General features: G+C 63.6%; 26 protein-coding genes. 15 read left to right on the top strand and 11 right to left on the bottom strand.

Going from position 1 to position 23755, the window contains the following annotated elements:
• The first annotated feature begins 110 nt into the window (after positions 1-110).
• Positions 111-1193: an iron-sulfur cluster carrier protein ApbC gene (gene apbC, locus DZK26_RS08910; RefSeq protein ID WP_258870794.1), complete on the top strand. Its 1083-nt coding sequence runs from the start codon at positions 111-113 to the stop codon at positions 1191-1193.
• A 152-nt stretch (positions 1194-1345) separates the two neighbouring features.
• Here apbC and dcd read toward each other — a convergent pair whose 3' ends face one another.
• Both dcd and DZK26_RS08900 read right to left on the bottom strand, forming a co-directional pair.
• Positions 1346-1915, bottom strand: coding sequence for a dCTP deaminase (dcd, locus tag DZK26_RS08905; RefSeq protein ID WP_116896716.1), 570 nt, complete (start codon positions 1913-1915; stop codon positions 1346-1348).
• A 248-nt stretch (positions 1916-2163) separates the two neighbouring features.
• Complete coding sequence (locus DZK26_RS08900; protein WP_116896717.1) at positions 2164-3258, bottom strand: S1C family serine protease; 1095 nt, start codon at positions 3256-3258, stop codon at positions 2164-2166.
• Positions 3259-3595: 337 nt separating this feature from the next.
• On the opposite strand from DZK26_RS08900, the gene petA reads away from it, so the two are divergent.
• The 5 genes from petA to DZK26_RS08875 are packed head-to-tail and all read left to right on the top strand — an operon-like array spanning position 3596 to position 7278.
• Positions 3596-4216 carry a ubiquinol-cytochrome c reductase iron-sulfur subunit gene (gene petA, locus DZK26_RS08895; RefSeq protein WP_116896718.1) on the top strand — a complete coding sequence of 207 codons (621 nt, stop codon included), beginning with the start codon at positions 3596-3598 and terminating at the stop codon, positions 4214-4216.
• 2 nt (positions 4217-4218) lie between these two features.
• Positions 4219-5463 carry a cytochrome bc complex cytochrome b subunit gene (locus DZK26_RS08890; protein WP_116896719.1) on the top strand — a complete coding sequence of 415 codons (1245 nt, stop codon included), beginning with the start codon at positions 4219-4221 and terminating at the stop codon, positions 5461-5463.
• The gene (locus DZK26_RS08885; RefSeq protein ID WP_116896720.1) at positions 5463-6200 is read left to right on the top strand and encodes a cytochrome c1; all 738 of its coding nucleotides are present in this window, start codon (positions 5463-5465) and stop codon (positions 6198-6200) included. The genes DZK26_RS08890 and DZK26_RS08885 overlap by 1 nt, the downstream gene beginning before the upstream one ends.
• Positions 6201-6252: 52 nt before the next feature.
• Positions 6253-6867, top strand: coding sequence for a glutathione S-transferase N-terminal domain-containing protein (locus DZK26_RS08880; protein ID WP_258870789.1), 615 nt, complete (start codon positions 6253-6255; stop codon positions 6865-6867).
• A 3-nt stretch (positions 6868-6870) separates the two neighbouring features.
• On the top strand, positions 6871-7278 hold the full coding sequence (locus DZK26_RS08875; RefSeq protein ID WP_116896721.1) for a ClpXP protease specificity-enhancing factor: 408 nt from the start codon (positions 6871-6873) through the stop codon (positions 7276-7278).
• Positions 7279-7361: 83 nt separating this feature from the next.
• Here DZK26_RS08875 and DZK26_RS08870 read toward each other — a convergent pair whose 3' ends face one another.
• Both DZK26_RS08870 and DZK26_RS08865 read right to left on the bottom strand, forming a co-directional pair.
• Entirely contained in the window at positions 7362-7703 is a 342-nt protein-coding gene (locus tag DZK26_RS08870; RefSeq protein ID WP_116896722.1) for a DUF3301 domain-containing protein, read from the bottom strand.
• Positions 7700-8233 (bottom strand): Smr/MutS family protein, encoded by a 534-nt coding sequence (locus tag DZK26_RS08865; RefSeq protein ID WP_116896723.1) that lies wholly within the window; start codon positions 8231-8233, stop codon positions 7700-7702. The genes DZK26_RS08870 and DZK26_RS08865 overlap by 4 nt, the downstream gene beginning before the upstream one ends.
• A 59-nt stretch (positions 8234-8292) precedes the next feature.
• Between DZK26_RS08865 and surE the strand changes: the two genes are divergently transcribed.
• From surE to DZK26_RS08845, 4 genes are read left to right on the top strand one after another with little or no spacing between them, the layout of a single operon-like run.
• Positions 8293-9075, top strand: coding sequence for a 5'/3'-nucleotidase SurE (gene surE / locus DZK26_RS08860; protein WP_116896724.1), 783 nt, complete (start codon positions 8293-8295; stop codon positions 9073-9075).
• Positions 9072-9725, top strand: a complete 654-nt coding sequence (locus tag DZK26_RS08855) for a protein-L-isoaspartate(D-aspartate) O-methyltransferase (protein ID WP_404976203.1) — start codon at positions 9072-9074, stop codon at positions 9723-9725. Before surE ends, DZK26_RS08855 begins: the two co-directional genes overlap by 4 nt.
• 8 nt (positions 9726-9733) lie before the next feature.
• Positions 9734-10309: a YqaA family protein gene (locus DZK26_RS08850; RefSeq protein WP_116896726.1), complete on the top strand. Its 576-nt coding sequence runs from the start codon at positions 9734-9736 to the stop codon at positions 10307-10309.
• Positions 10297-11148 (top strand): peptidoglycan DD-metalloendopeptidase family protein, encoded by an 852-nt coding sequence (locus tag DZK26_RS08845; RefSeq protein WP_258870790.1) that lies wholly within the window; start codon positions 10297-10299, stop codon positions 11146-11148. Before DZK26_RS08850 ends, DZK26_RS08845 begins: the two co-directional genes overlap by 13 nt.
• Here the strand turns inward: DZK26_RS08845 and DZK26_RS08840 are convergent.
• Together DZK26_RS08840 and yhbY are read right to left on the bottom strand one after the other, a co-directional pair.
• Positions 11117-11509 (bottom strand): Mth938-like domain-containing protein, encoded by a 393-nt coding sequence (locus DZK26_RS08840; protein ID WP_116896727.1) that lies wholly within the window; start codon positions 11507-11509, stop codon positions 11117-11119. The two genes, DZK26_RS08845 and DZK26_RS08840, sit on opposite strands and share 32 nt — an antisense overlap.
• Before the next feature lie 12 nt (positions 11510-11521).
• A complete protein-coding gene (gene yhbY, locus DZK26_RS08835; protein ID WP_116896728.1) occupies positions 11522-11818 on the bottom strand; it encodes a ribosome assembly RNA-binding protein YhbY in 297 nt (98 codons plus the stop codon).
• A gap of 224 nt (positions 11819-12042) precedes the next feature.
• Between yhbY and DZK26_RS08830 the strand changes: the two genes are divergently transcribed.
• Together DZK26_RS08830 and ftsH are read left to right on the top strand one after the other, a co-directional pair.
• A complete protein-coding gene (locus DZK26_RS08830) occupies positions 12043-12642 on the top strand; it encodes an RlmE family RNA methyltransferase (RefSeq protein ID WP_258870791.1) in 600 nt (199 codons plus the stop codon).
• Positions 12643-12708: 66 nt separating this feature from the next.
• Positions 12709-14622 carry an ATP-dependent zinc metalloprotease FtsH gene (ftsH, locus tag DZK26_RS08825; protein ID WP_116896730.1) on the top strand — a complete coding sequence of 638 codons (1914 nt, stop codon included), beginning with the start codon at positions 12709-12711 and terminating at the stop codon, positions 14620-14622.
• Positions 14623-14772: 150 nt separating this feature from the next.
• Here the strand turns inward: ftsH and DZK26_RS08820 are convergent, their stop codons facing one another.
• Positions 14773-15609 (bottom strand): methylated-DNA--[protein]-cysteine S-methyltransferase, encoded by an 837-nt coding sequence (locus DZK26_RS08820; protein WP_181935620.1) that lies wholly within the window; start codon positions 15607-15609, stop codon positions 14773-14775.
• Positions 15610-15728: 119 nt separating this feature from the next.
• Between DZK26_RS08820 and folP the strand changes: the two genes are divergently transcribed.
• The 3 genes from folP to DZK26_RS08805 are packed head-to-tail and all read left to right on the top strand — an operon-like array spanning position 15729 to position 18892.
• On the top strand, positions 15729-16580 hold the full coding sequence (gene folP, locus DZK26_RS08815) for a dihydropteroate synthase (RefSeq protein ID WP_116896732.1): 852 nt from the start codon (positions 15729-15731) through the stop codon (positions 16578-16580).
• A gap of 18 nt (positions 16581-16598) precedes the next feature.
• Entirely contained in the window at positions 16599-17945 is a 1347-nt protein-coding gene (glmM, locus tag DZK26_RS08810) for a phosphoglucosamine mutase (protein WP_220336959.1), read from the top strand.
• Positions 17942-18892, top strand: a complete 951-nt coding sequence (locus DZK26_RS08805) for an isopenicillin N synthase family oxygenase (RefSeq protein ID WP_116896734.1) — start codon at positions 17942-17944, stop codon at positions 18890-18892. The genes glmM and DZK26_RS08805 overlap by 4 nt, the downstream gene beginning before the upstream one ends.
• A 3-nt stretch (positions 18893-18895) precedes the next feature.
• Here DZK26_RS08805 and DZK26_RS08800 read toward each other — a convergent pair whose 3' ends face one another.
• From DZK26_RS08800 to DZK26_RS08785, 4 genes are all read right to left on the bottom strand, one after another.
• The gene (locus DZK26_RS08800) at positions 18896-20374 is read right to left on the bottom strand and encodes an NAD(P)/FAD-dependent oxidoreductase (protein ID WP_116896735.1); all 1479 of its coding nucleotides are present in this window, start codon (positions 20372-20374) and stop codon (positions 18896-18898) included.
• A 492-nt stretch (positions 20375-20866) separates the two neighbouring features.
• Complete coding sequence (locus DZK26_RS08795) at positions 20867-21451, bottom strand: YigZ family protein (protein ID WP_116896736.1); 585 nt, start codon at positions 21449-21451, stop codon at positions 20867-20869.
• Positions 21448-22815, bottom strand: a complete 1368-nt coding sequence (xseA, locus tag DZK26_RS08790) for an exodeoxyribonuclease VII large subunit (protein ID WP_116896737.1) — start codon at positions 22813-22815, stop codon at positions 21448-21450. The genes DZK26_RS08795 and xseA overlap by 4 nt, the downstream gene beginning before the upstream one ends.
• A 52-nt stretch (positions 22816-22867) precedes the next feature.
• Positions 22868-23698 carry a UDP-2,3-diacylglucosamine diphosphatase gene (locus DZK26_RS08785; protein WP_116896738.1) on the bottom strand — a complete coding sequence of 277 codons (831 nt, stop codon included), beginning with the start codon at positions 23696-23698 and terminating at the stop codon, positions 22868-22870.
• Positions 23699-23755 lie beyond the last annotated feature (57 nt).

The raw sequence follows: 23755 nt of genomic DNA, 5'->3' as shown, positions 1-23755 counted from the left end.
AGAAGGATTTGAACGTGGGCAAAATTATCGCACGCACTGGAACCGTTTGCTTGTTGGCTGCCAGCGAACCAGCCAAACCGGTACAATATCGGTCCAGATTCAGGCAGGGCATTTCGGACATGAATAACGAGGAAGGCAAGTCACTCGTCGCAGCGATCGAGGATCCCAATACCGGTCGCCCGCTGGGCGATGCGGTGCGCGGCGTGGCCGTGCGTGATCGACGCGCGGCGGTGGATATCCGCCTGGCCTATCCGGCGGCGGGCTGGCGCGACGAACTGGCCGGGATAATCACCGAGCGGTTGTGTGCCGAAGGCGAGGTCGACGAGGCAACCGTCGAGATCGACTGGCAGATTCCCCAGCATGCCGTGCAGGGTGGCCTCGATCCGGTCGAAGGCGTTCGCAACGTGATTGCCGTCGCATCCGGCAAGGGCGGTGTGGGCAAGTCCACCGTCAGCGCCAATCTGGCGCTGGCCCTGGCGGCCGAGGGCGCCCGTGTGGGCGTGCTCGATGCCGACATCTACGGTCCCAGTCAGCCGCGTATGCTGGGACTGAAAGGCGGTCCGGAAACAACCGAGAACCGCCGCATCCTGCCGATGCAGGCCCACGGCCTGCAGGTGATGAGCATCGGGGTGCTGGTCGATGCCGATCAGGCGATGATCTGGCGCGGCCCGATGGCGACCCAGGCACTACAGCAGATGGTATCCGAGACCCTCTGGGAAGGGCTCGACTACCTGGTCGTCGACCTGCCGCCGGGAACCGGCGATATCCAGCTCACCCTGGCCCAGCGCATTCCCGTGGCCGGGGCGGTCACCGTGACCACGCCGCAGGAAGTCGCCGTGGACGACGTGCGTCGGGCCGTGTCCATGTTCAACAAGGTCAAGGTGCCGGTGCTGGGCGTGATCGAGAACATGAGCACTCACATCTGCTCCAACTGCGGCCACGAGGATGCGGTCTTCGGCAGCGGCGGTGGTGAGCGCATCGCCCGCGAGATCGGTGTACCCAATCTGGGCCAGTTGCCGCTCGTCTCGGAGGTGGGACGCACGACCGACGAGGGCACGCCGATCGTGGCTGCCGCGCCCGAGCATCCGGCGGCCCTGCGCTTTCGCGAAATCGCCCGCCGCGTCGCCGGTCGCCTGTCGACCCACTCGCGCGAGGCGAAGGTCAGGATGCCGAAGATCAAGATTACGGACTAGACACTTCCGGGATCGGAAAAAAACCGGTTAACCACGGAAATCACGGAATGCAAGGAACATAAAAGCATGCTTGGTTCGAATTTCTCGATCGAATCTCTCCTTGTTACTTCCGTGAATTCTGTGTCTTCCGTGGTTCCAAAGCTTTTGACTTTTCAGGCTTTCGGCAAGGTGACGCCGCGCTGTCCCATGTACTTGCCGGCCCGATCGGCGTAGGAAGTCTCACAGGGCTCGTCGGATTCCAGGAACAGGAACTGGGCCACGCCTTCGTTGGCGTAGACCCGTGCGGGCAGTGGGGTGGTGTTGGAGAACTCGAGCGTGACGTGGCCTTCCCACTCCGGTTCGAGCGGCGTCACATTGACGATGATGCCGCAGCGCGCGTAGGTCGACTTGCCCAGGCAGATGGTGAGCACGTTTCGGGGGATGCGGAAGTACTCGACCGTGCGTGCCAGCGCGAAAGAGTTGGGCGGAATGATGCAGACATCACCGGTGAAGTCGACAAAGCTCTTCTCGTCGAAGGATTTCGGGTCGACGATGGCGGTGTTGATGTTGGTGAAGATCTTGAATTCGTTGGCACAGCGCCCGTCGTAGCCGTAGCTCGAGGTGCCGTAGGACACGATCTTGCGTCCATCCTCGGACTGCCGGATCTGCCCGGGCTCGAACGGCTCGATCATGCCGTGTTCGGCGGCCATGGTGCGAATCCAGCGGTCGGACTTTATGCTCATCGTTTTGGGTGGCTCTGGTTCGGGTGTGCGGGCGGCGGATTATCGCATGACTCCGAAATTTAATTCGTTGGCTGGTTTGCTTGTTCGCTGGTTTGCTTGTTCGGCATCGTCACCCAGCGGTGGGCGGCATGGCCGCGTCTACAGTGCGGGCGCATGAATCTGCACCCTGACTCCGCCGCGTAGCGGCCCCGCAATGCCTTCCGCGCCGAACCAGCAAACCAGCCAACAAGCGAACCAGCGAACCTCGTTCACCCCTGCGGTGGCGGCTGCTGTATCAGTTCCACGCTGGTGGTGAAGACCTGGTTGCCGCGCAGGACTTCCAGTTCCAACTCGGAGCCCGGTTCGGTACCGGCAATGCGCTGCATCAGCTCGCGGGCGCTGCGAACCTGCTGACCGCCTGCGCTGATGAGCACGTCGCCGCGCTGCAGGCCGGCCTTCCAGGCGGGACTGTCGCGGTGAACCTGGCTGACGCGGGCGCCGGGCTGCAGGGTTTCAGCGGTGGCCAGGCGCAGGCTGACGTCGGTCAGTTCCGCGCCCATCCAGCCCCGGGTAACCCGCCCGTACTCGATGATCTGTTCGGTCACGCGTCGCACGACCGAGGCGGGAATGGCGAAAGATATGCCCTGGGCGCCGGTTTCCTGGCCCATCGAGGCGCTGTTGATGCCGACGACTTCGCCGTCCGGGTTGATCAGGGCGCCACCGGAATTGCCGGCGTTGATCGCCGCGTCGGTCTGGATGAAATCCTCGGTTGAAGCCAGGCTGAGATGCCCTCGGCTGGTGGCGCTGACGATGCCCATGGTCACGGTGTGGCTCAGGCCGAAAGCGTTGCCGATGGCCAGCACCACATCGCCGGTGCGCAGATCGTCGTCTTCGGCCAGCGAGGCCACGGGCAGGTCGTCCAGGTTCACCCTCAGCAGGGCGAGGTCGGTGGCAGGGTCGGAGCCGACCACGCTGGCATCGGCGACACGCCCGTCCCAGAGCGCGACCAGGATGTCGTCGACGTCGGAGATGACGTGCTGGGTGGTCAGCACCAGGCCATCGCTGGAGATGATCACGCCGGAACCGAGGCCGCGACGGGGGCGGGTGACCGTGCGGTCGCGGTAGAGTCGGTTGAACAGTGGGTCGGAAAACTCCGGCCCGAGCGGTTCGGTGACCATGGTGCGGGTGTAGACGCTGACGACCGACCTCGCGGTGCGGTTGACGGCGTCGGCATAGGAAGTGGCAGGGCTGGCCGCCTGTTGGCGACCGGCCGGGAGCAGTTCGGGCCGCAGCCAAACCAGCAGGAAAGCCACGGCCAATCCGATGATCACGAACTGCACGGCGAAATGAATGATGCGCGTCATGGACTTGGCTCAGGCGAGTCTGTCAGACTAAGTGACTGTTTCTAGGTGGGCGTTCCGCCGAAAAAAGCCCCGGGCGGTTTCGATGCGTTCTGGTATCGTCGTCCCAATTTTGAAAGGATACCAGCGCGGAATTGAGTATTTGCTTAATTTTTCGCTAAAATAGCCGGCTGATTGCCTTCTCGTTCCGGAATTTGGGTGGTCGATGCCTGGGATGGTCTTTGCAGGCGCTTTCGGTTAGAGCGTCTCCAGGCAGCGCCAGGAGTAAACCTGTCCGGCGGTTATGAATGAACTTGTGATCCTGAGCTTGTTATCTTGATCTTGCCATTGGGAGTGTTCCATGTCGGAAACTGATCTTGCTTCCACGCAGCCGCCGGAGAATCCCGGCCGGCGTCGTCTGTTGATCTGGACGACGGGCGTGGTGGGTGCCGTCGGCGCCGGTCTGGCCATCTGGCCGTTCGCGGCATCCTGGAAACCGAGCGCCAAGGCCCGTCTCGTCGGCGCGCCGGTCGAAGTCAATATCGGCAATCTGGAGCCGGGCCAGATGATGCGCGTTGTATGGCGCGGTCAGACCATCGGCATCATGCGTCGCAGTGAGCGCATGATCGACGACCTGCCCGATCTCAACGAAAAGCTGGCCGACCCGCAATCCGAGGTGGCGACCCAGCAGCCGGAGTATGCGCAGAACGAACATCGATCGATCAAGCCCGAGTATCTGGTGGCCAACATTCACTGCACGCACCTGGGCTGTATTCCGCAGGTGTTGCCGGAAGTCGAGGCGCAGCCGTTCGACGCCGAGTGGCGCGGCGGCTTTTTCTGCCCCTGTCACCGTTCCAAGTTCGACCTGGCCGGGCGCGTCTACAGCGGTGTGCCGGCCCAGCTGAATCTCGTGATTCCCCCGTATCATTTCGTCGACGACAGCACCGTCATGATCGGTGTCGGTCCCGAAGGAGCAGCGTGATCATGGCCAAGCCCGCGAGCAACCTCAGCAAGAACGTTCAGGCCGTCGGGGCCTGGGTCGACGAGCGACTGCCGGTCAGCAAGACCTGGCGGGAGCACCTGACCGAATACTACGCTCCGAAGAATTTCAATCTCTGGTATTACTTCGGTTCCCTGGCAATCGTGGTTCTGGTCATCCAGCTGGTGACCGGGATCTGGCTGACCATGTTCTACACGCCGCATGCCGACATGGCCTTCGGCTCGGTCGAGTTCATCATGCGCGACGTCGAGTGGGGGTGGCTGATTCGCTACATGCACTCCACCGGCGCCTCGTTTTTCTTCATCCTGGTGTATTTGCACATGTTTCGCGCATTGCTGTACGGCTCGTACCGCAAGCCGCGCGAACTGATCTGGATTCTCGGCGTGCTCATCCTGCTGGTGATGATGGCCGAAGCCTTCATGGGCTACGTGCTGCCGTGGGGCCAGATGTCCTACTGGGGGGCGCAGGTGATCATTTCGCTGTTCGGGGCCATTCCGGAAGTCGGCGATGTCCTGGTCGAGTGGATCCGCGGCGACTACATGATCTCCAACGCCACGCTCAACCGCTTCTTTGCGCTCCACGTGGTGGCCATGCCGCTGGCGCTGCTGGCGCTGGTCGTTTTGCACCTGGTGGCGTTGCACGAGGTCGGCTCCAACAATCCCGACGGTGTCGAGATCAAGAAGCACAAGGACGAGAAGGGTCGTCCGCTGGACGGCATTCCCTTCCATCCCTACTACACGGTCAAGGATCTGTTCGGGGTCGGGGTCTTCCTGATTCTGTTCGCCTTCGTGCTGTTCTATGCGCCGGAAATGGGTGGCTTGTTCCTCGAGCCGGACAACTTCGTACCGGCCGACCCGCTGGTCACGCCCGAGCACATCGTGCCGGTGTGGTATTTCACGCCCTACTACGCCATGCTCAGGGCCGTACCCGACAAGTTCCTGGGCGTCATGGTCATGGGTGCGGCTATTTTTGTGCTGTTCTTCCTGCCCTGGCTGGACCGCTCGAAGGTGCGTTCGATCCGCTACAAAGGCCTGCCGAGCAAGATCATGCTGGCACTTTTCGTGGTCGGCTTCATTCGCCTGGGCATGCTGGCGCTGGGTGACGGCACGCCGATCCAGACACTCGAGTCACGTATCTGGACGGCGTACTACTTCGCGTTTTTCGTGCTGTTGCCGTTCGTGACCAAGTTCGAGAAAACCAAACCGGAACCGGATCGGGTGACCAAGTGATGAGACTCAGAAACTTTCTTGCAGCAGCCGCCATGCTGGCGTCCGGCCTAGCATTTGCCGCCGCCGGTGGCGAAGGCCTGGAAAATGCCGATATCAACGTGCATGACAAGGCCTCGCTGCAGCGCGGTGCGGCGATGTACGTCAACTATTGTCTGGGCTGCCACTCCATGCAGTACCTGCGCTACAACCGTTTGGTCGAAGATCTCGACTTGAGCGAGGAGCAGGTCCAGCAGTTCCTGCTCAGCGGTAGTCAGGAAGTATCCGATCCAATGCTCAGCGCCATGGACGCCGACGAGGCCGAGGAATGGTTCGGTATTGCGCCGCCGGATCTGACCCTGACGGCACGCTCGCGTGGTCCCGACTGGATCTACAGCTATCTCAAGAGTTTCTACCTGACCGAGGACGGCTGGAACAATACCGTCATGCCCAACGCTTCCATGCCGCATGTGCTGTGGGAACTGCAGGGCATCCAGCGCCCCATCACCGAGTCCCATACCAATGAAGAAGGCGTCGAGCGCGTCGAGATCGTTGACCTGGAACTCGACGAAGCGGGCACGCTGTCGCCGGAGGAGTACAGCGATCACGTTCGCGACCTCGTGGCCTTTATGGAGTATGCCGCCGAGCCGGCCGTGCTCAAGCGTGAGAAGATGGGTATCTGGGTGTTGCTGTTTCTGGTCATTTTTACCGGCCTCGCCTGGCTGCTTTACCAGGAGTACTGGAAGGACGTGAAGAAGTGATCCTGCGTGAAGGCGTTCGAACCGGTACACCGGCCAATGGAGTAGCTGGCTTATGATGGCTTTATATTCATCCGAGAACTGCCTGGATTGCCATCGGGTCAGGTTCGTGCTGGCGGAAAAGGGCATCAACGTGGAGATCATCCACGTCGAGCAGGATCGTGCGGCCTCGGCCGACCTGGCCGAGCTCAATCCATATGGCGAGACGCCGACACTGGTCGACAAGGATCTCAAGCTTTACGGCACCTGGGTGGTGACGGAGTATCTCGACGAGCGTTATCCGCATCCGCCCCTGATGCCGGTCGATCCACTTTCCCGCGCCTACTTGCGACTCGCGATGTATCGCATCAACCGCGACTGGATCGAGCCGGCCAAGATCATCGAGACCTCCAGCGGGCAAAAAAAGGTCGCCTCCGCCAAGAAACAGTTGCGCGAGAGCATCATTGCCTCCGACGACCTGTTCGGATTGCGCACCTTCCTGCTCAGTGACGAACTGTCGCTGGTCGACTGCGCCCTGGTGCCGCTGTTGTGGCGTTTGCCGGCCTACGGGGTCGACCTGACGGCCAAGAAGGCGCCGAATACCCTCAAGTACATGGAACGGATGTTCGCGCGGGATTCGTTCAAGCGCAGTTTGACCGAGCCCGAGCGCATCCTGCGGGAGGGCGAGTAAGCCGTGCTTTCGAGCCGACCGTACCTGGTTCGCGCCGTCAACGAGTGGATCGTCGACAGCGGCTTGACGCCCCACCTGCTGGTCGATGCCGAGCAGCCTGGCCTGGAGGTCCCCCCGTCGAGCATCCAGGACGGGCGGGTCGTGCTCAATATCTCACCAGGCGCAGTCCGGGACCTGCTCATCGACAGCGAGATGGTCACCTTCGTGGCACGCTTCGGCGGCGTATCACAGGCGGTTACCGTACCGATGAGCGCGGTCGAGGCCGTCTATGCACGCGAAAACGGCCGGGGCATGATGTTTCCGGTCGACGAGGATGAGGAAGACGGATCCGGCGAGCAGGGCGCGGAAGACTCCGATGGCGACGACAAGCCGGATCGGAAGTCCAGGCCGAATCTGAAGGTGGTTAAATAAAGTGTGATGTGTTCAGTGTGAAGTGTGAAGAAGAGAAGCCATCCTGCTGATTGGCACCAACTTTACACTTTACACTTCACACTTCACACTTTCCCTTCTTCAATCACCACACCGCTCTCTTCGGTCTCTCCCCAGATCCGAATCACCCGCCGACCCATCAGGGTCAGTTCCCCCGCTCGCCGCCCCGTGCCTTCGGGGCTGAAATCGAAGCGATAGCGTCTTTGCCAGCGCAGCCCGTCCGGGGTTCTCACCGGGCGCAGTGATCGCAGCGCAACGGTCTGGTCGAGCAACTGCCAGCCCTGGCGCTGGCAGAAGTTGCGGGCCAGGTCGCGCGCCCGGTCGCGGGCATTGACGGCGGACAGCCAGAACACGATCGCTGCCGCAAGTGCCAGCAACGCGGCGAAGGGCCCTTCCAGCCCGCTCATCGCCGCGCACGCAGCAGGACGTAGACCGCACCCGTGCCGCCGTCGTGTGGTGGGGCGGAAGCGAAAGCGGCCACGCGATCGTGGCGGCTCAGCAGCTTGGCGGTCAGCCGCTTGAGCTGCGGCCCTGCCGGCCCCGAGCGCAATCCCTTGCCGTGGATGATGCGCACGCAACTCATTCGGTCGCGATCGGCCTCGATCAGGAAGCGCCGGATGGAGGCCGTGGCCGCCTCGAGGTTCATCTGGTGCAGGTCCAGTTCGTCTTCCACGCGCCAGTGTCCGCGTCGCAGGCGCGTCAAGACGCGCTTTTGCAGTCCCGGGCGCAAATAGCTGATTTCCTCGCCGGTTTCGATGCTGGCAAAGTCGATCGGGCCGTGGGCCAGATCGTCCATGACCTGGGCCTCGTCGCGTTCGCGCTGGCTCGGTTTCGGTGGCGGTGGCGCCGGCCGGGAGTGGTCGCGCTCACTGCGAATCCGGCGTACCTCGCCGACTGAGGAGCGGAACAGGTCGATGTCGTCATCGGATTCGTTCATGGGGGCTCCCCGGGTGCGCTCTTGGTTTATAGTTATGGCTTTGACCTTCCGGTTCAAGCATGCATATTCTGATTGCCAATGACGACGGGCTTCACGCGCCCGGCATCCGCTTGTTGTCCGAACGCCTGGTCGACCACTCCGATCAGGTTACCGTGGTTGCGCCCGATCGTGACCGTTCCGGCGCCAGCAATTCGCTCACCCTCGATCGCCCGATCCGTGTCGAGAAGCGTCGCGACGGCGTGTTCAAGGTCTACGGTACACCGACCGACTGCGTTCACGTCGCCATTACCGGTCTGCTCGGCGAGGAGCCGGACATGGTGGTCTCGGGTATCAATGCCGGGGCCAACCTGGCCGACGACGTGCTTTATTCCGGCACCGTTGCCGCGGCCATGGAAGGCCGCTTCCTCGGACTGCCGGCCATGGCCGTGTCCCTGGCCTATTCCGACGGGGAACCGCATCACTACGAGACGGCTGCCGAGGCCGCCTGCCTGCTGATGGCGCAGCTGAAGGAAAAACCCCTGCCGGCCGACACCATCCTCAACGTCAATGTACCCGACCTGCCGTGGGGAGAAATCAAGGGCTTCGAAACAACGCGTCTGGGACATCGTCACCGTTCTGAGGACGTGATTCCCATCGAGGACCCGCGCGGTCGCCGCTTTTTCTGGATCGGTCCGGCCGGCACCGAGGAGGACAACGGTCCCGGCACTGACTTCCACGCGGTTCGCAATTGCTACGTGTCGGTGACCCCGATTCACGTCGATCTGACGCGCTATCAGGCCCTGGATGACGTGAGTCAGTGGATCGACGAACTCAACAGCGGACGGTATCGCCAGGCGCAATGATGAGTTCGAGCGGTATTGGCATGACGTCGGAAGGGACGCGCCAGCGCCTGATTCGACGCCTGCGCGAGGAGGGGATTCGCGATGAGCGTGTGCTGGAAGCCATGCTCAACACGCCGCGCCACCTGTTCGTCGACGAGGCATTGTCGTCGCGCGCCTACGAGGACACGGCCCTGCCCATCGGCCGTGGCCAGACCATTTCGCAGCCCTACGTCGTGGCCATGATGACCCAGGCGGTGATGCGTGACGAGCCCCTCGGCAAGGTGCTCGAGATTGGCACCGGATCGGGCTACCAGGCCGCCATCCTGGCGCGACTGGCGGACAAGGTCTTCACCACCGAGCGCATCGGTGAACTGCAGCGAAGTGCGCGACAGCGCTTCCACCGCATGGGTCTGCACAATGTCTACACCCGCCATGCCGACGGCATGGAGGGATGGCCTTCGCAGGCGCCGTTCGACGCCATTTTGGTCACGGCGGGCGGCCGTATTCCCGACCAGCTCTACGAGCAGCTCGATGTCGGCGGCGTGCTGGTCGCCCCCGAGCATGCGGGTCTGCATCAGCAACTCGTGCGGGTAACGAAGACGAAAAAGGGCCTGGACCGCGAGGAACTGGGCGCGGTGAGTTTCGTCCCGTTGCTCGAAGGGCTGGATTGACAACGGTTATGTTCCGGACACTCTACGATCGGGTTCTGTCGTGGTCGCGTCATCGCCATGCCCGGCGCTATCTGGCCGGCCTGAGTTTCGCCGAGGCGACCTTCTTTCCGGTTCCGCCCGACGTCATGCTCGCGCCAATGGTGCTGGCCGAGCGCTCTGCCGCCTGGCATCTGGCTTTCCTGACCACCGCGGCGTCGGTCATCGGCGGAATGTTCGGCTACCTGATCGGCTGGCTGGCGATCGAGGCGGTCCTGCCGCTGATCGAGGAAGTCGGCTATCTCCACGCCTATCATTCGGCGGTCGAGGCCTTCGAAGCCTACGGTGTCTGGTTCGTCATGCTGGCCGGATTCACGCCCATCCCGTTCAAGATCATCACGATCGCCGGCGGCGCACTGGGCACACCGTTGCTGGGTTTCGTGATCGGATCGGTGATCGGGCGCGGGGCGCGTTTCTACCTGGTTTCGGGCATCGTCTGGGCGGGCGGTGAGCGTGCCGCGGACCGGCTCAGGGATTGGGTCGACCTGCTGGGCTGGCTCGTCATCGCGGCGGTTGCCGTCGGGGGGCTGATCTGGTGGCTCTGGTAGCGTCGACAGGGCGATATACGATCCTGCTGGCGGTACTGCTGCTGGTCGCCTGCGCCCCCTGGCAGCCGAGTCCCGACAGCCCTCGGAAATCCCCACCAAAGACGGAGCAACGAGTCGTCCAGACCCCCCCGACCTGGTACCGGGTCGAGCGCGGTGACACGCTCTATTCCATCGCCTTCCGCTATGGTCTGGACTGGCGCGAGGTGGCGCGCTGGAACTCGATCGGATCGCCTTACACCATTCGGCCCGGTCAGGAACTGCGCATGACGCAGCCGCCGTCGCAGTCCGGTCAGAGTGAATCGGAGGAGGAGGCTACCTCGAGCCCTCCCAGCGAAAGCGAATCCCGGCAGCGGCCGGCCGAACCGGCACCGACGCCCGAGCGTCCCGAGCCGACCGAATCCCGGGCCGATCCGCCGCCGTCCAACCCGTCACCGGCGCCGTCGGCGTCCGGCAATACCCGTAGCGTGAGCGGCGTGGCTTGGCAGTGGCCGACCGACGGCCGGCTCGCGCGCTCGTTCGATCCGGCTGATACCCGCAAGGGAATCGGGGTTGCGGGGGATGCCGGGCAGGACGTGTTCGCCGCGGCGGCCGGTCAGGTGGTCTATAGCGGCACGGCGCTGATTGGTTACGGCGAACTGATCATCATCAAGCATTCTGACAATCTGCTTTCAGCCTACGGCCACAACCGTCGCCGCCTGGTCGGCGAAGGCGATCGCGTGCAGCGCGGGCAGAAAATCGCGGAAATGGGGCAGGACGACCGCCAGGAAAACATGCTTCACTTCGAGATACGCCTCGACGGCGAGCCGGTCAATCCGCTGGATTATCTCCCGAGGCGATAATCAAAGCCGCCAGGGCCCGGCGGTCTTCGCTCATCAGGACGTTGAAGGTCCGGGCGGCGGCGTCCAGCGTCATGCACTCGACGCCGATACCGCGGCGAAAGAAGGTGCGTTGCACGGCGTGCGGCAGGAATTGCTGTTTCTGTCCGGCGCCGAAGACGACCAGCTCGGGCCCGAGTTCGATCAGCGGGGCGATGTGCTCCTCGCCCAGTTCGGCCAGGCTGGCGACCGGCCAGTCGGGCTCCAGGTAATGGGCACCCACCACCAGGCTCGAGCTGTACCACTGATCGGTCACGAAGACGCGGTGGGGCTCGATGCCGCGAATCTGGTAATGGTTGCCGGCTGTGTGTTCGGTCAGTTCCATGACGGGTGTCGGCTATTTGCGGGGCAACTCGATCTTCGGTTTTTCCGGGTGGCGACGGTACAGGCACACGACCTGGCCAATCCGATGCACCAGCTCGGCGCCCGAGGTTGAAACCAGCTGGCCGATCCAGGCATCGCGCTGTTCGCGCTCACCACGGAGCTTGACCTTGATCAGTTCGTGATGCTCGAGCGCCTGTTCGACTTCGGCGAGCACGTTTTCGCTCAGCCCCTTGTCGGCCACCATCACCACCGGATGCAGGTCGTGGCTGAGGCCGCGCAGGTGCTTTTTCTGGGGGTTGGTCAGGGGCATGCGATGCGGCAGTTTATGTGGAGCATCAATGGTAACGCGGATGGGAAAGTGTGAAGTGTTCAGTGTGAAGTGTGAAGTGGCGGGCTTTAGAATAGTGGTTCGTGTTTCGTATTTTACGGCTTGCGGCTGGCGTGGGTCAGCTTAGGTGTTACGTGTTAGGTACCAACATAAAGCCATCTCATTGATCCTTAACACTTAACACTTCACACTTAACACTGTTATTCGTGGACTGGAAAAAACGCCAACAATCCGACCCTTACGTCAAGCGTGCCCGAGAAGCCGGTTACCGGGCGCGGGCAGCGTTCAAGTTGCTGGAACTCGACGAGAAGGATCGGCTGTTCCGTCCCGGCCAGTTCGTCGTCGACCTGGGGGCGGCACCGGGCAGCTGGTCGCAGGTGGCGCTCGAGAAGGTCGGCTCGTCGGGGCGGGTCGTTGCACTCGACATCCTGCCCATGGATCCCATCGACGGTGTGGTCTTCATCCAGGGCGATTTCCGTGAGGATGAGCCGCTGGCGGCGCTGGAGACGGCCATGGAAGGGCGCCGTGCCGACCTTGTCCTGTCCGACATGGCCCCCAATATCTCGGGTATCGGCCCGTCCGACCAGGCCCGCAGCATGCACCTGGCCGAACTGGCCGAAGCGTTCGCCGACGAATGGCTGGATGCGTCCGGCACGTTCGTGGTCAAGGTTTTCCAGGGCGAGGGCTTCGACGCCTTCCTGGCTGATCTGAAGCGCAAGTATTCTGTCGTTCGCGTTCGAAAGCCCCGCGCATCGCGGGCCGAAAGCCGCGAAGTGTATGTCGTGGCCAATCGGCCGCGTGGTTGAACGCAGAGTTGATCGCATTGTCGTAGAATCGGGCCGCAAACACGGCGTCCACCGGAGATAAGCATTTTGAGTGATTTTGCAAAGAACCTGGTGATGTGGATCATCATCGCCGTCGTGCTGATGAGTGTGTTCAATCACTACTCTCAGCCCGATGCGCAGCCGCGCGAAATGAATTACTCGGTCTTCCTCGAGGAAGTCGAGCGCGGCAACGTCACCAGCGTCGAAATCCAGGAAGGTAGTGGCGGGAAAACCATTACCGGCCAGACGAGCGACGGTCAGGAATTTCGTGTCATGGCGCCGCGCGACGACGGCCTGATCAAGGACCTGCTCGACAACGAGGTGGAGATCGAGGCCAAGCCGCCCGAGGGCCGCTCGATCGTCGTCGACATTCTCATCAGCCTGCTGCCGGTGCTGGTGCTGGTGGGCCTGTGGGTTTACTTCATGCGCCAGATGCAAGGCGGTGCCGGCGGTCGTGGTGGTGCGATGAGCTTCGGCAAGTCGCGCGCCAAGCTGCAGGGCGAGGACCAGGTCAAGGTCACCTTCAACGATGTCGCCGGCTGCGAGGAGGCCAAGGACGAAGTCACCGAGCTGGTCGACTTCCTGCGTGACCCGGGCAAGTTCCAGCGCCTGGGTGGGCATATTCCGAAGGGCATCCTGATGGTCGGCCCGCCGGGCACGGGCAAAACCCTGCTGGCTCGCGCCATTGCCGGCGAGGCCAAGGTGCCGTTCTTCTCGATTTCCGGCTCTGACTTCGTCGAAATGTTCGTCGGCGTCGGAGCCTCGCGCGTTCGCGACATGTTCGAGACGGCCAAGAAGCACGCCCCGTGCATCATCTTCATCGACGAACTCGATGCCGTCGGCCGCCAGCGCGGTGCCGGTCTTGGCGGTGGCCATGACGAGCGCGAGCAGACCCTCAATCAGCTGCTCGTCGAAATGGACGGCTTCGAAGGCAACGAAGGGATCATCCTGATCGCCGCGACCAACCGGCCGGACGTGCTCGACCAGGCCCTGCTGCGCCCGGGTCGTTTCGACCGCCAGGTGGTCGTGCCGCTGCCCGATATCAAGGGCCGCGAGCAGATTCTCAAGGTTCACATGCGCAAGCTGCCGCTGGGCGACAATGTCGAGGCGCGCGTTATCGCGCGCGGTACGCCCGGTTTCTCGGGCGCCGACCTGGCCAACCTGGCCAATGAGGCGGCGCTGTTTGCCGCCCGCGAAGACAACAAGACCGTGGAACAGCGGCATTTTGAGCTGGCCAAGGACAAGATCATGATGGGCGCCGAGCGCAAGTCGATGGTCATGTCCGAAGAGAACAAGCGCCTGACCGCCTTCCACGAAGCCGGTCATGCGATCGTCGGACGCATCGTCCCGGAGCATGACCCGGTCTACAAGGTCTCCATCATCCCGCGCGGCCGCGCGCTGGGCGTGACCATGTTCCTGCCCGAAGAAGACAAGTACAGCCAGAACAAGACCGAGCTGGAGTCCAACCTGGCCAGCCTGTTCGGCGGCCGCGTGGCCGAGGAGCTGATCTTCGGCAAGGCAAAGGTGACCACGGGCGCGTCGAACGATATCGAGCGCGCCACCGACATCGCCCGCAACATGGTCTCCAAGTGGGGCCTGTCCGACGAACTCGGCCCGCTGTCCTACGACGAGAACGAGGACGAGGTCTTTCTGGGGCGGTCGGTCACGCAGCACAAGAACATCTCCGACGAGACGCACCGCAAGATCGACAAGGAAGTGCGCCGGATCATCGATGCGGCCTATGGGCGCGCCAAGGAGATCCTGACCGAACACGACAAGCAGCTTCACCTGATGGCCGATGCGCTCATGCGCTACGAGACCATTGACTCGAAGCAGATCGATCAGATCATGGACGGCCAGGAGCCCGATCCGCCCGAGGGCTGGCACGACAGCGAACCGCCGAGCGGCGGTGACGGAGATAACAAGGGCGAGGAGCCGTCGGGAGAGCCGGCGCTGGGGTAAGGCAAAGGACCAAATCCCAAGCACCAAATTCGAAACAAATTCGAAATTCCAATGTTCGAATGACCGAAACCGGCCCCTGATCGGGGCTGGCGTAGGTCGGGGTAACACCCCCGACGGGACGGACAACGCTTCGGATCGGATCGAACGGCTCTAAACGTCCATTCGCTCGCGCTCCAGCAACGCCTGCTTCTTTTCGATCCCCCACCGATAGCCGCCCAATCCGCCGTCCGCGGCGACCACCCTGTGGCAGGGTACGACCACCGCCGCCGGATTGGCGCCGCAGGCCTGTGCTACGGCCCGGGCGCTACCGGGCAGGCCCACCCGGCGGGCCAGTTCACCATAGGTCAGCGTTTCGCCGGCCGGAATCTGTTGCAGGGCGGCCCAGACCTTGCGCTGAAACACGGTGCCGCGAAGGTCCAGGGGCAGTGCCTCGCTCGGCTGCCGGCCCCGATCGATCAGCTTGACCACCTGATCGAGCGTCTCGACGAAGGCGGAATCGCCGCTGCGCCGATCCGCTTGCGGGAAGCGACGCGCCAGCTCCAACTCGATTTCTTCGTCCGATTCCCCCAGCAATACCGCGCACAACCCTTTTGCCGTGGCGGCCACCAGTACCCGGCCGAGGCGGCAGCCCGCCGTCGCGAAACGAATCGTTTCACCTTCGGCCCCACTTCCCAGTTTCGAGGGTTTCATGCCCAGGCCGTCCTGCGCGGCCTGGTGGGCGCGGCTGGAGGAGCCGAAGCCGGCTTCCGCGGCGGCGTGCGTGACACCGTGCCCGGATCGCAGAAGCTGCGCGAAGCGATCGATGCGCGAGTGACGCAGGAAACGGCCCGGGGAAATGCCGAAATGGTGGCGGAACAGGCGCTGAAAATGCCCGGAGCTGTAGCCGGCGAGCCCGGCCAGGCCGGCGACATCGATATCGAAGTCGCCTTCGGCGGCGGTTCGCAGGGCCCGGGCCAGATTCTGCGCTTGTCGGTCGGCGTTGTGCATGGTCGAAAGCATAGCGTCGCCGGCGGCCCGGCGCATTCCGATTTCTGATCTCTTGCAGCGGGCAGTGCCGTCGCAACACGATAAAATAGCGGGCTGGATACCGACTTCGAGAGACATGCATGCCCGATAGCCTCGGACAACGCCTGCAAAACGCGCACCTGACCGGCGAAACGCTGGTCATGGGCGTGGTCAACGTGACACCCGATTCGTTTTCCGACGGCGGCGAGTTCCTGGCGCCGGATCGCGCCGTGGCGCATGCGCTCGAGCTGGTCGAAGCCGGTGCCGATATCCTGGATGTCGGCGGTGAGTCGACCCGGCCCGGCGCCGACCCCGTGGCCGAAGCCGAGGAACTCGACCGGGTGCTGCCGGTGATCGAGGGCATTGTCTCGGCGACAGAGGTGCCGGTGTCGATCGACACGGCCAAGCCGGGGGTCATGCGGCGAGCCATTGCCGCCGGTGCAGCCATGATCAACGACGTCAATGGCCTGCGGGCCGAGAGGGCGCCGGAGACCGTGGCGGAGCTCGACGTGCCGGTCTGCATCATGCACATGCTCGGCGAACCGCGCACGATGCAGAAGAACCCGAGCTACACATCGGTCGTCGACGATATTCGCGATTTCCTGCGCGAGCGGGTGCTGGCCTGCCGCGCTGCGGGCATCGACGAGACGCGCATCGTGCTCGATCCGGGCTTCGGCTTTGGCAAGACGCTCGAGCACAACCTGGAACTACTCGCGCGGCTCGACGAGCTGGTCGAGCTGGGCTTTCCGGTACTTGCCGGCATGTCACGCAAATCCATGCTCGGGGCCATCACGGGGCGGGAGAATCCCGCCGACCGGGTCGCCGCCTCTATAGCGGCGCACCTCATCGCATCCGGTAAGGGTGCGGCGGTGCTGCGGGTCCACGACGTGGCCGAGACGGTCGATGCCCTGAAGGTTGCACGGGCCGTCGGGAAAGCGGAAAAAACCCGATAGAATGGGCGGATGGCAGCAATGAAGTATTTCGGAACCGATGGTATTCGCGGGCGCGTGGGCGAGCCGCCGATCACCGCTGATTTCGTCCTCAAGCTCGGCTGGGCCGCCGGCCGCGTACTGGCCGAGGAATTCGGCGAAGACGCCACGGTGGTCATCGGCAAGGACACGCGCATTTCCGGCTATCTGTTCGAGTCGGCCCTGGAAGCCGGTTTTTCGGCCGCCGGTATCGACATCCTGCTGCTCGGTCCCATGCCCACGCCGGCCATCGCCCACCTCACGCGCAGCATGCACGCGGCCGCGGGTATCGTGATTTCGGCTTCGCACAATCCGTTCGAGGACAACGGCATCAAGTTCTTCTCGCGCGAAGGCCAGAAGCTGTCCGACGACCTGCAGTCGGCCATCGAAGCACGTCTCGAGCAGCCGTTCGAGCAAGTCAGCCCGGAGCGACTGGGCAAGGCCCGGCGCATTGACGATGCCGTCGGACGTTATGTCGAGTACTGCAAGGGCACGGTGACCTGGGGAACGCGTCTGGACGCGCTCAAGATCGTGGTCGACTGCGCCAACGGCGCCACTTACCGAATCGCCCCGGAGGTCTTCCGCGAGCTCGGCGCCAAGGTGATCGGCATCTTCGACCAGCCCGACGGCCTCAATATCAACCAGAAGTGCGGGTCGACGCACCCCGGCAACCTCGCTCGCATGGTCACGGCCGAGCGCGCCGACCTGGGTGTGGCCTTCGACGGCGACGGCGATCGTGTCGTGATGGTCGACCATCGGGGTGAACTGGTCGACGGCGACCAGATTCTCTTCGTCCTGGCCGCCGCGCGTCAGGCCAACGGGGGTCTCGAGGGCGGTATCGTCGGTACGGTAATGAGCAATTTCGGGCTCGAACAGGCACTGGCCGAGCGCGGCATCGATTTCGTGCGCAGCGCCGTCGGCGACCGGAACGTCCACGAGGCCCTGGTCGAGCGCGGCTGGGTGCTGGGCGGCGAGTCGTCGGGGCATATTCTGTGCCTGGACCGGGCAACCACCGGATGCGGCATCGTCAGCGCGCTGCAGGTGCTCGAGATTGTTGCCAGAAGTGGGCGCAAGCTCGCCGACCTGACCGCCGGCATGACCAAGTGCCCGCAGGTGATGATCAACGTGCCCAGCGGCGGTAACGGCCGCGCGGTTCTGGACGGCAACGAGGAAATCGGGGCGGCGGTGCGACGGGTCGAAGATGAACTCGATGGACACGGGCGCGTCATCCTGCGCCCGTCCGGCACCGAGCCGCTCGTTCGGGTGACCGTCGAGGGCTTCGATTCGCAACAGGTTCAACGGCTGGCCGAGGAACTGGCCGGCTCGGTCAAACAGGTACTCACGGCATGACGACACACGATACCGGGATCCCCGTCCTTTCCCTGTCCGATTTCGACGGCCACAAGGGCGATTTCAGCGACCGCCTCGGCGAAGCCTGGCGCGAATTCGGCTTTGTCGGCATTACCGACCACGGCATCGAGCAACAGACCATCGACGATGCCTACGCGGCCTTCCGCGAGTTCTTCGCCCTGCCTGAAGAAACCAAGATGGCGTATCACCAGGCGGGCAAGGGCGGTGCACGCGGCTATACCGGTTTCGGGGTCGAGCATGCAAAAGGGCGGGAGGTGCCGGACCTCAAGGAGTTCTGGCACGTGGGCCGAGAAATCGCACCGGAAGACAATCCCCACCCGGAGATTCTCCTGCCCAATCTCTGGCCGCAGGAGGTGCCCGGTTTTCGGGAGCGCGCGATGCGCATCTACAACGCGCTCGAGCAGGTGGGTGATCGCGTCCTTTCGGCGGCGGCCTGCGACCTGGGCCTGGAGCCGGACTGGTTCGCCGACAAGACCAACTTCGGCAATTCCATCCTGCGCCCGCTGCACTATCCGCCGATCGAGAACGCACCGGAGGGCGCCGTTCGCGCCGCGCAGCACGAAGATATCAATCTGATCACCCTGCTGGTCGGCTCAAGCGAGCAGGGCCTGGAGATTCTCACGCGCGACGGGCGCTGGATCGCGGTCACCACCCTGCCGGGCACCATCGTGGTCAACGTCGGCGACATGCTGCAGCGCCTGACCAACCACGTCTATCCCTCGACGACACACCGGGTCGTGAATCCGCCGGGCGAAGCCGCGAAGCGTTCGCGCTACTCGATTCCTTTTTTCCTGCACCCCAATCCCGACTTCGTCATCGAGACACTGCCGGGCTGCGCGAGCGAGGACAACCCGAACCGTTACGACCCGATCGCCTCGCACGACTACCTGCTCGAGCGCCTTCGTGAGATCGGTCTTTTGAAGTAGGACTCAGGCTGCTGAGTCCGGGCGTTGATAAGCGGCCCGGTCGAAGCGTTTTACGCGGCGCCGGAAGTCGAGGACAAAGCCCGGCCAGATGGTGGTGTTGCGCCCGCTTGCCGGGTGCAGGTACCAGCTGCTACAGCCGCCCGCGTTCCAGACCGAGTGCGCCAGCCGCTGTTCGATCCAGTCGTTCCAGGCCGTTTCCGCTTCGCGACTGACCTCGAGCGGTCCCTCGCCGGCGTCGAGGTGATCGAGGGCAGAGAGCAGGTAGCGGATCTGCGATTCGATCATCAACAAAACTGAACTGTGTCCGAGGGCCGTGTTGGGGCCCAGCAGAATGAACAGATTGGGAAAGCCGTGCACGGTCGTGCCCTTGTAGGCGGCCGGCCCGTCGCGCCATTGCCCGGCCAGGTCGCGTCCGTCGCGGCCGGTGATCATGCCTTCCGGAACGGGTTCCGTGGCGCGAAAGCCCGTCGCCAGGATCAGTGTGTCCACTTCGTGATGCCGGCCGTCCGCGTCGACGACGCCGGTTTCGGTCACTCGGGCGACCGCACGATCGATCAGGGTGACGTTGTCGCGATTGAAGGTCGGGTAGAAATCGTCGGACAGGATGACGCGCTTGCAGCCGATGTCGTAGCTCGGCCGCAGTTTCCCGCGGGTTTCCGGGTCCCGGACCTGGCGTCGTCGGTGCCGGTCGGCCAACCAGCGGTGGCCGGCGCCGAGCCAGTGCCAGCGCATCAGCGCGGGGACCCGCATTTCGTTGCGCGCGAAGATCATGAACCTGGCCAGGCGTAGCAGGACGGGTATGCGCCGGAACAGTTGTCGGCGAATCGGGCCGATGGGCCGGTCACGGCGCGGGATGATCCAGGCCGGCGTTCGCTGGAAGACGGTCAGGTGCTCGGCCGTTTCGGCGACATGCGGCACGAACTGTGCCGCCGAGGCGCCCGTGCCGACGACCGCCACGCGCTTTCCAGCCAGATCGAGCTGGTCGGGCCACTGCTGGGAATGCACGATTGTTCCGGAGAAGTCGTCCAGTCCGGGCAAGTCCGGCCAGGCCGGCCGCGACAGGCCGCCGATGGCGGAGACGAGTACGTCGGCGGTGTATTGTCGGCCTTGTCCGTCCGCCAGCTGCCAGAGGCCGTCGGAGTCGCTCCATTCGGCCCGCACGATCTCCGTGCCGGTCTGCAAATATTGTTTCAGCCGGTATTCGTCGACCAGTCGTTCGAGGTATTCCTGGATCTCGGCCCGCGGCGCGAAGTGCCGCGTCCAGTCCGGGTTGGGCGCGAAGGAAAGCGAGTACAGCCGCGAGGGTACGTCGCAGGCACAGCCGGGATAACGGTTGACCCACCAGGTGCCGCCGACGCCTTCGGCCTTTTCGAAGATCCGGAAATTCCTTTCGCCACGCTGGCGCAGACGAATGGCGGTGCCGATCCCCGCGAATCCGGCGCCGATGATGGCTATATGCAGGTGCTGGGTGTCGGCAGGCATCGTTCATTCAGTCTAGCTTAGGGTGGGGCGGGCCGTGCGGGGCACGCCGTTCGCTCATGCGGCTTGTTCCGCGGGTGTGGGACGGTCGTGCGCTATGGTTCGCCCGCTCCCGCGGCTCGAGCTGCGGCTGGCGCCGCAGCTTTCCCTGCAGTGCTCGCGAAGAGCGGCGCCGTCGGAACTCGCTCCGGCCCTGCGGGCCTCCGCTCAGACATCCGCCGGCTGTTTTCCGCTCTTCGCTGTGCGCTTCGGCTTCGCCGAGGTCGCGGGCGAACCATACCGCACGACCTTGGTGATTTTGTTTGAGTTGGTTCGTTTGCGTCGTTTCGTTTCGGGGTGCCCGCAACAAGTTGCTTTCCAGCACCGTTCCCGTTTTGAACATTCAATTTTTGATCATTCGAATTTGTTTGGTACTTGGTGCTTCGAATTTGAAAATTTCCGAGCCAGATCGAAAGCCGCAGAGCCAGCGGATGGCAGCCCCCATTCGAGCAGACCTTAAATCCTCGCCACCCGAACCCGCCCCTTGGCGAGGTCCCTCATGTAATCGGCAAACGCGGCGCGGCTGACGGCCGGGATGGTCACGATCAGCGTGGCGCCGTCGCTGTCGTATTCCTCGTCGAGCTTGTCGCCCTCGAACTCGGACAGGGCGTGGTGAGCGGCGTCGACGAATTCGAAGGGCAGGATCAGTCGTAGCCGGACCTTGGGAACGATGGGTGCGCTCTCGGCAGTGCGCAGGGCCTCGTTGGCCGTGCCGCCGTAGGCTCTTGCCAGGCCGCCGGTGCCCAGCTTGGTCCCGCCGAAGAAACGGGTGACGACCACGACGGTGTGATCGTAGCCCTGGCTCTCGATGGCCTGCAGTATCGGGCGCCCCGCCGTGCCGCCGGGTTCGCCGTCGTCGTCGAAACGGTAGTTGTCGCCGATCAGCCAGGCCCAGCAGTTGTGGGTGGCGGCCGGGTCGCTGATTCGATCGATGAATTCGCGCGCGGCATCCTCGTCGTCGACGGGAGCGGCCTGGGCGATGAATCGGCTCTTCTTGACTTCCACCTCGTGTGTGACGGGCGCGAGCAGGCGATAACTCATTTCAGGCGGGCGTCCCGGGGTGAGTCCACGACTTCCGCGTCTACTTCAAACTGATCCATCAATATATTGATTCGCTTTCCTTTGTCGAATTGGGTGCGCTGCGTCACCGCCTGGCCTTCCTTGTCCCGAACCACGGCGTAGCCGCGTTCGAGCACGGCCAGCGGACTGACGTTGTTGAGCGATCGGGCGACGGAGGCGAGCTGTTGCTGGCGGCTCTCCAGCGCGTATTTGGCGGCGCGATCCAGACGTGCCCGAAGCATGCCGACTTGCTGCTGCAACTGATCGAGCTGGCGTTTGGGGTGGCGGGCGGCCAAACGGCTTTCGAGTCCCTGTAGTTGCCGTTGGCGTGTATCCAGCTGTCGCTTGATGGCGAGTTCGCCGCGGCGAGCCAGTTCTTCCCGGCGGCGCGACAACTCGTCCAGGCGGCGTTGAGGGTGTTGCTGTTTGAGGCGGTTGTCGGCGTGGTCGAGACGCTGGGCCTGCTGCATCAGTTTCTGATCGAGCGCGCGCTCGAGCCGCGATTCCTGGCGGCGAAGCTGAACGAGCAGTTCGGGACCGTCAGGCGTGGCGGCCACCGCGGCCGCGGTCGGCGTCGGCGCGCGCAGGTCGGCGACGAAGTCGGCGATGGTGAAATCGGTTTCGTGGCCGACACCGCTGATCACCGGGGTAGCGCAGGCATGAATGGCGCGGGCGAGGGTTTCGTCGTTGAACGCCCACAGGTCTTCCAGCGATCCGCCGCCGCGGGAGAGAAGGATGACCTGGCCGAAGCCGTGCCTGTCGGCGGCCTTCAGGGCACGCACCAGCTCGGCGGGTGCCGTCTCGCCCTGGACCTGGCTGGGATAGATGCGCACTTTCGCGCGGGGCCAGCGCCGGCCCAGCGTCTGCAGGATGTCGCGGATGGCCGCGCCCGACGGTGAGGTCACGACACTGATCCGCTCCGGCCATCTGGGCGGGGCCTGCTTGTGGGCCTCCTCGAACAGGCCTTCGCCCTCAAGTTTCTTCTTGAGCGCTTCGAAGGCCTGGGCGAGGGCGCCGGCGCCGGCCTCCAGCAGGCCGTCGGCGATCAACTGGTAGTCGCCGCGTGGTTCGTAGAGGCTCAACCGCCCGCGTACCAGCACCTGCATGCCGTTCTCCGGCCGAAAGCCGACAGCGGCGGCGTTGCCGCGGAACAAAGCGCAGCGGATCTGGGCGCGTTCGTCCTTGAGCGTGAAATACAGGTGTCCCGACGGCGGTCGGGCCAGGTTGGAGATTTCGCCCGACAGCCACAGGCGGGGAAAGCCGGCCTCGATATGGAGGCGGACCTCCTTGTTCAGTTCGGCAGGTCGATAGACGCGTGTTTCGGGGCCGGGGGCAGTGAGTGACATGGCATGGGATTATACCGGCGCGCCGCTGCCTTCTTGTCGAGCGGCAAAATGTTCACGCTGCCTGTTGCGCATCCGGCGTGGGCGAGCGCTTGCGTCGCGGCGGCAGGCGCTTGACGACTTCCTGCACATCACTGGAGCGAATCAGCTCGATTGTGCCGTCATGGTGTTCGATCAGGGCAGTGCAGCTTTCCACCCAGTCGCCGCAGTTGAGGTAGATGACTTCCTCGCCGACGGCGATCTCGGGGCGATGAATATGGCCGCAGACGAGGCCGTCGACCTCGTTTTTCTGCGCGGATCGGCGCACGGCTTCCTCGAAATTGGACATGAACTTCACTGCCTTTTTGACCCGCTGCTTGATGTAGGCGGCCAGCGACCAGTGTCCACGACCCATCTTGGTTCGAATCCAATTGATGAGGCGGTTGAACTTGAGTAGTCCGTCGTAGACTCGTGAGCCGATCAAGCCCAGTAGCGGGGAGCTGACCACGGCAGCATCGAATTGGTCGCCATGCAGTACCAGCAAGCGTCGGCCGTCGGCGGTTTCGTGGATGATTTCGTTGGTGACCTCGATGTTGCCGATCGTCATGCCGTCGTACTGCCGCATGGCTTCGTCGTGGTTGCCGGGCACGTAAATCACGCGGGTTCCGTGCTTGGCCTTGCCCAGCAGGGAGCGGATGACGTTGCTGTGGCTCTGCGGCCAGTGGCGTTTCTTCTTCAGATACCAGAAGTCGACGATGTCACCGACCAGGTAGAGTGTCTCGCAGCGCATCTCGCGGATAAAATCCAGCACCTGCTCCGCGCTGCAGCCGGGGAAACCCAGGTGCAGGTCGGAGATCCAGATCGTGCGGACATGCCGCTTGAACGGAAAGGAATTGCGCTGTGTCATGTCGCCACCTCGACAGAAATCTGACTGCAGCCTGGAATCGGTATGTGGCAGCGCGAT

It is taken from the genome of Wenzhouxiangella sp. 15190 (assembly GCF_003417465.1).
In the GTDB taxonomy this organism is placed as follows: domain Bacteria; phylum Pseudomonadota; class Gammaproteobacteria; order Xanthomonadales; family Wenzhouxiangellaceae; genus Wenzhouxiangella.
Note: the sequence above shows the minus strand (reverse complement) of the source record. Positions and strands in the feature narration are given on the sequence as shown.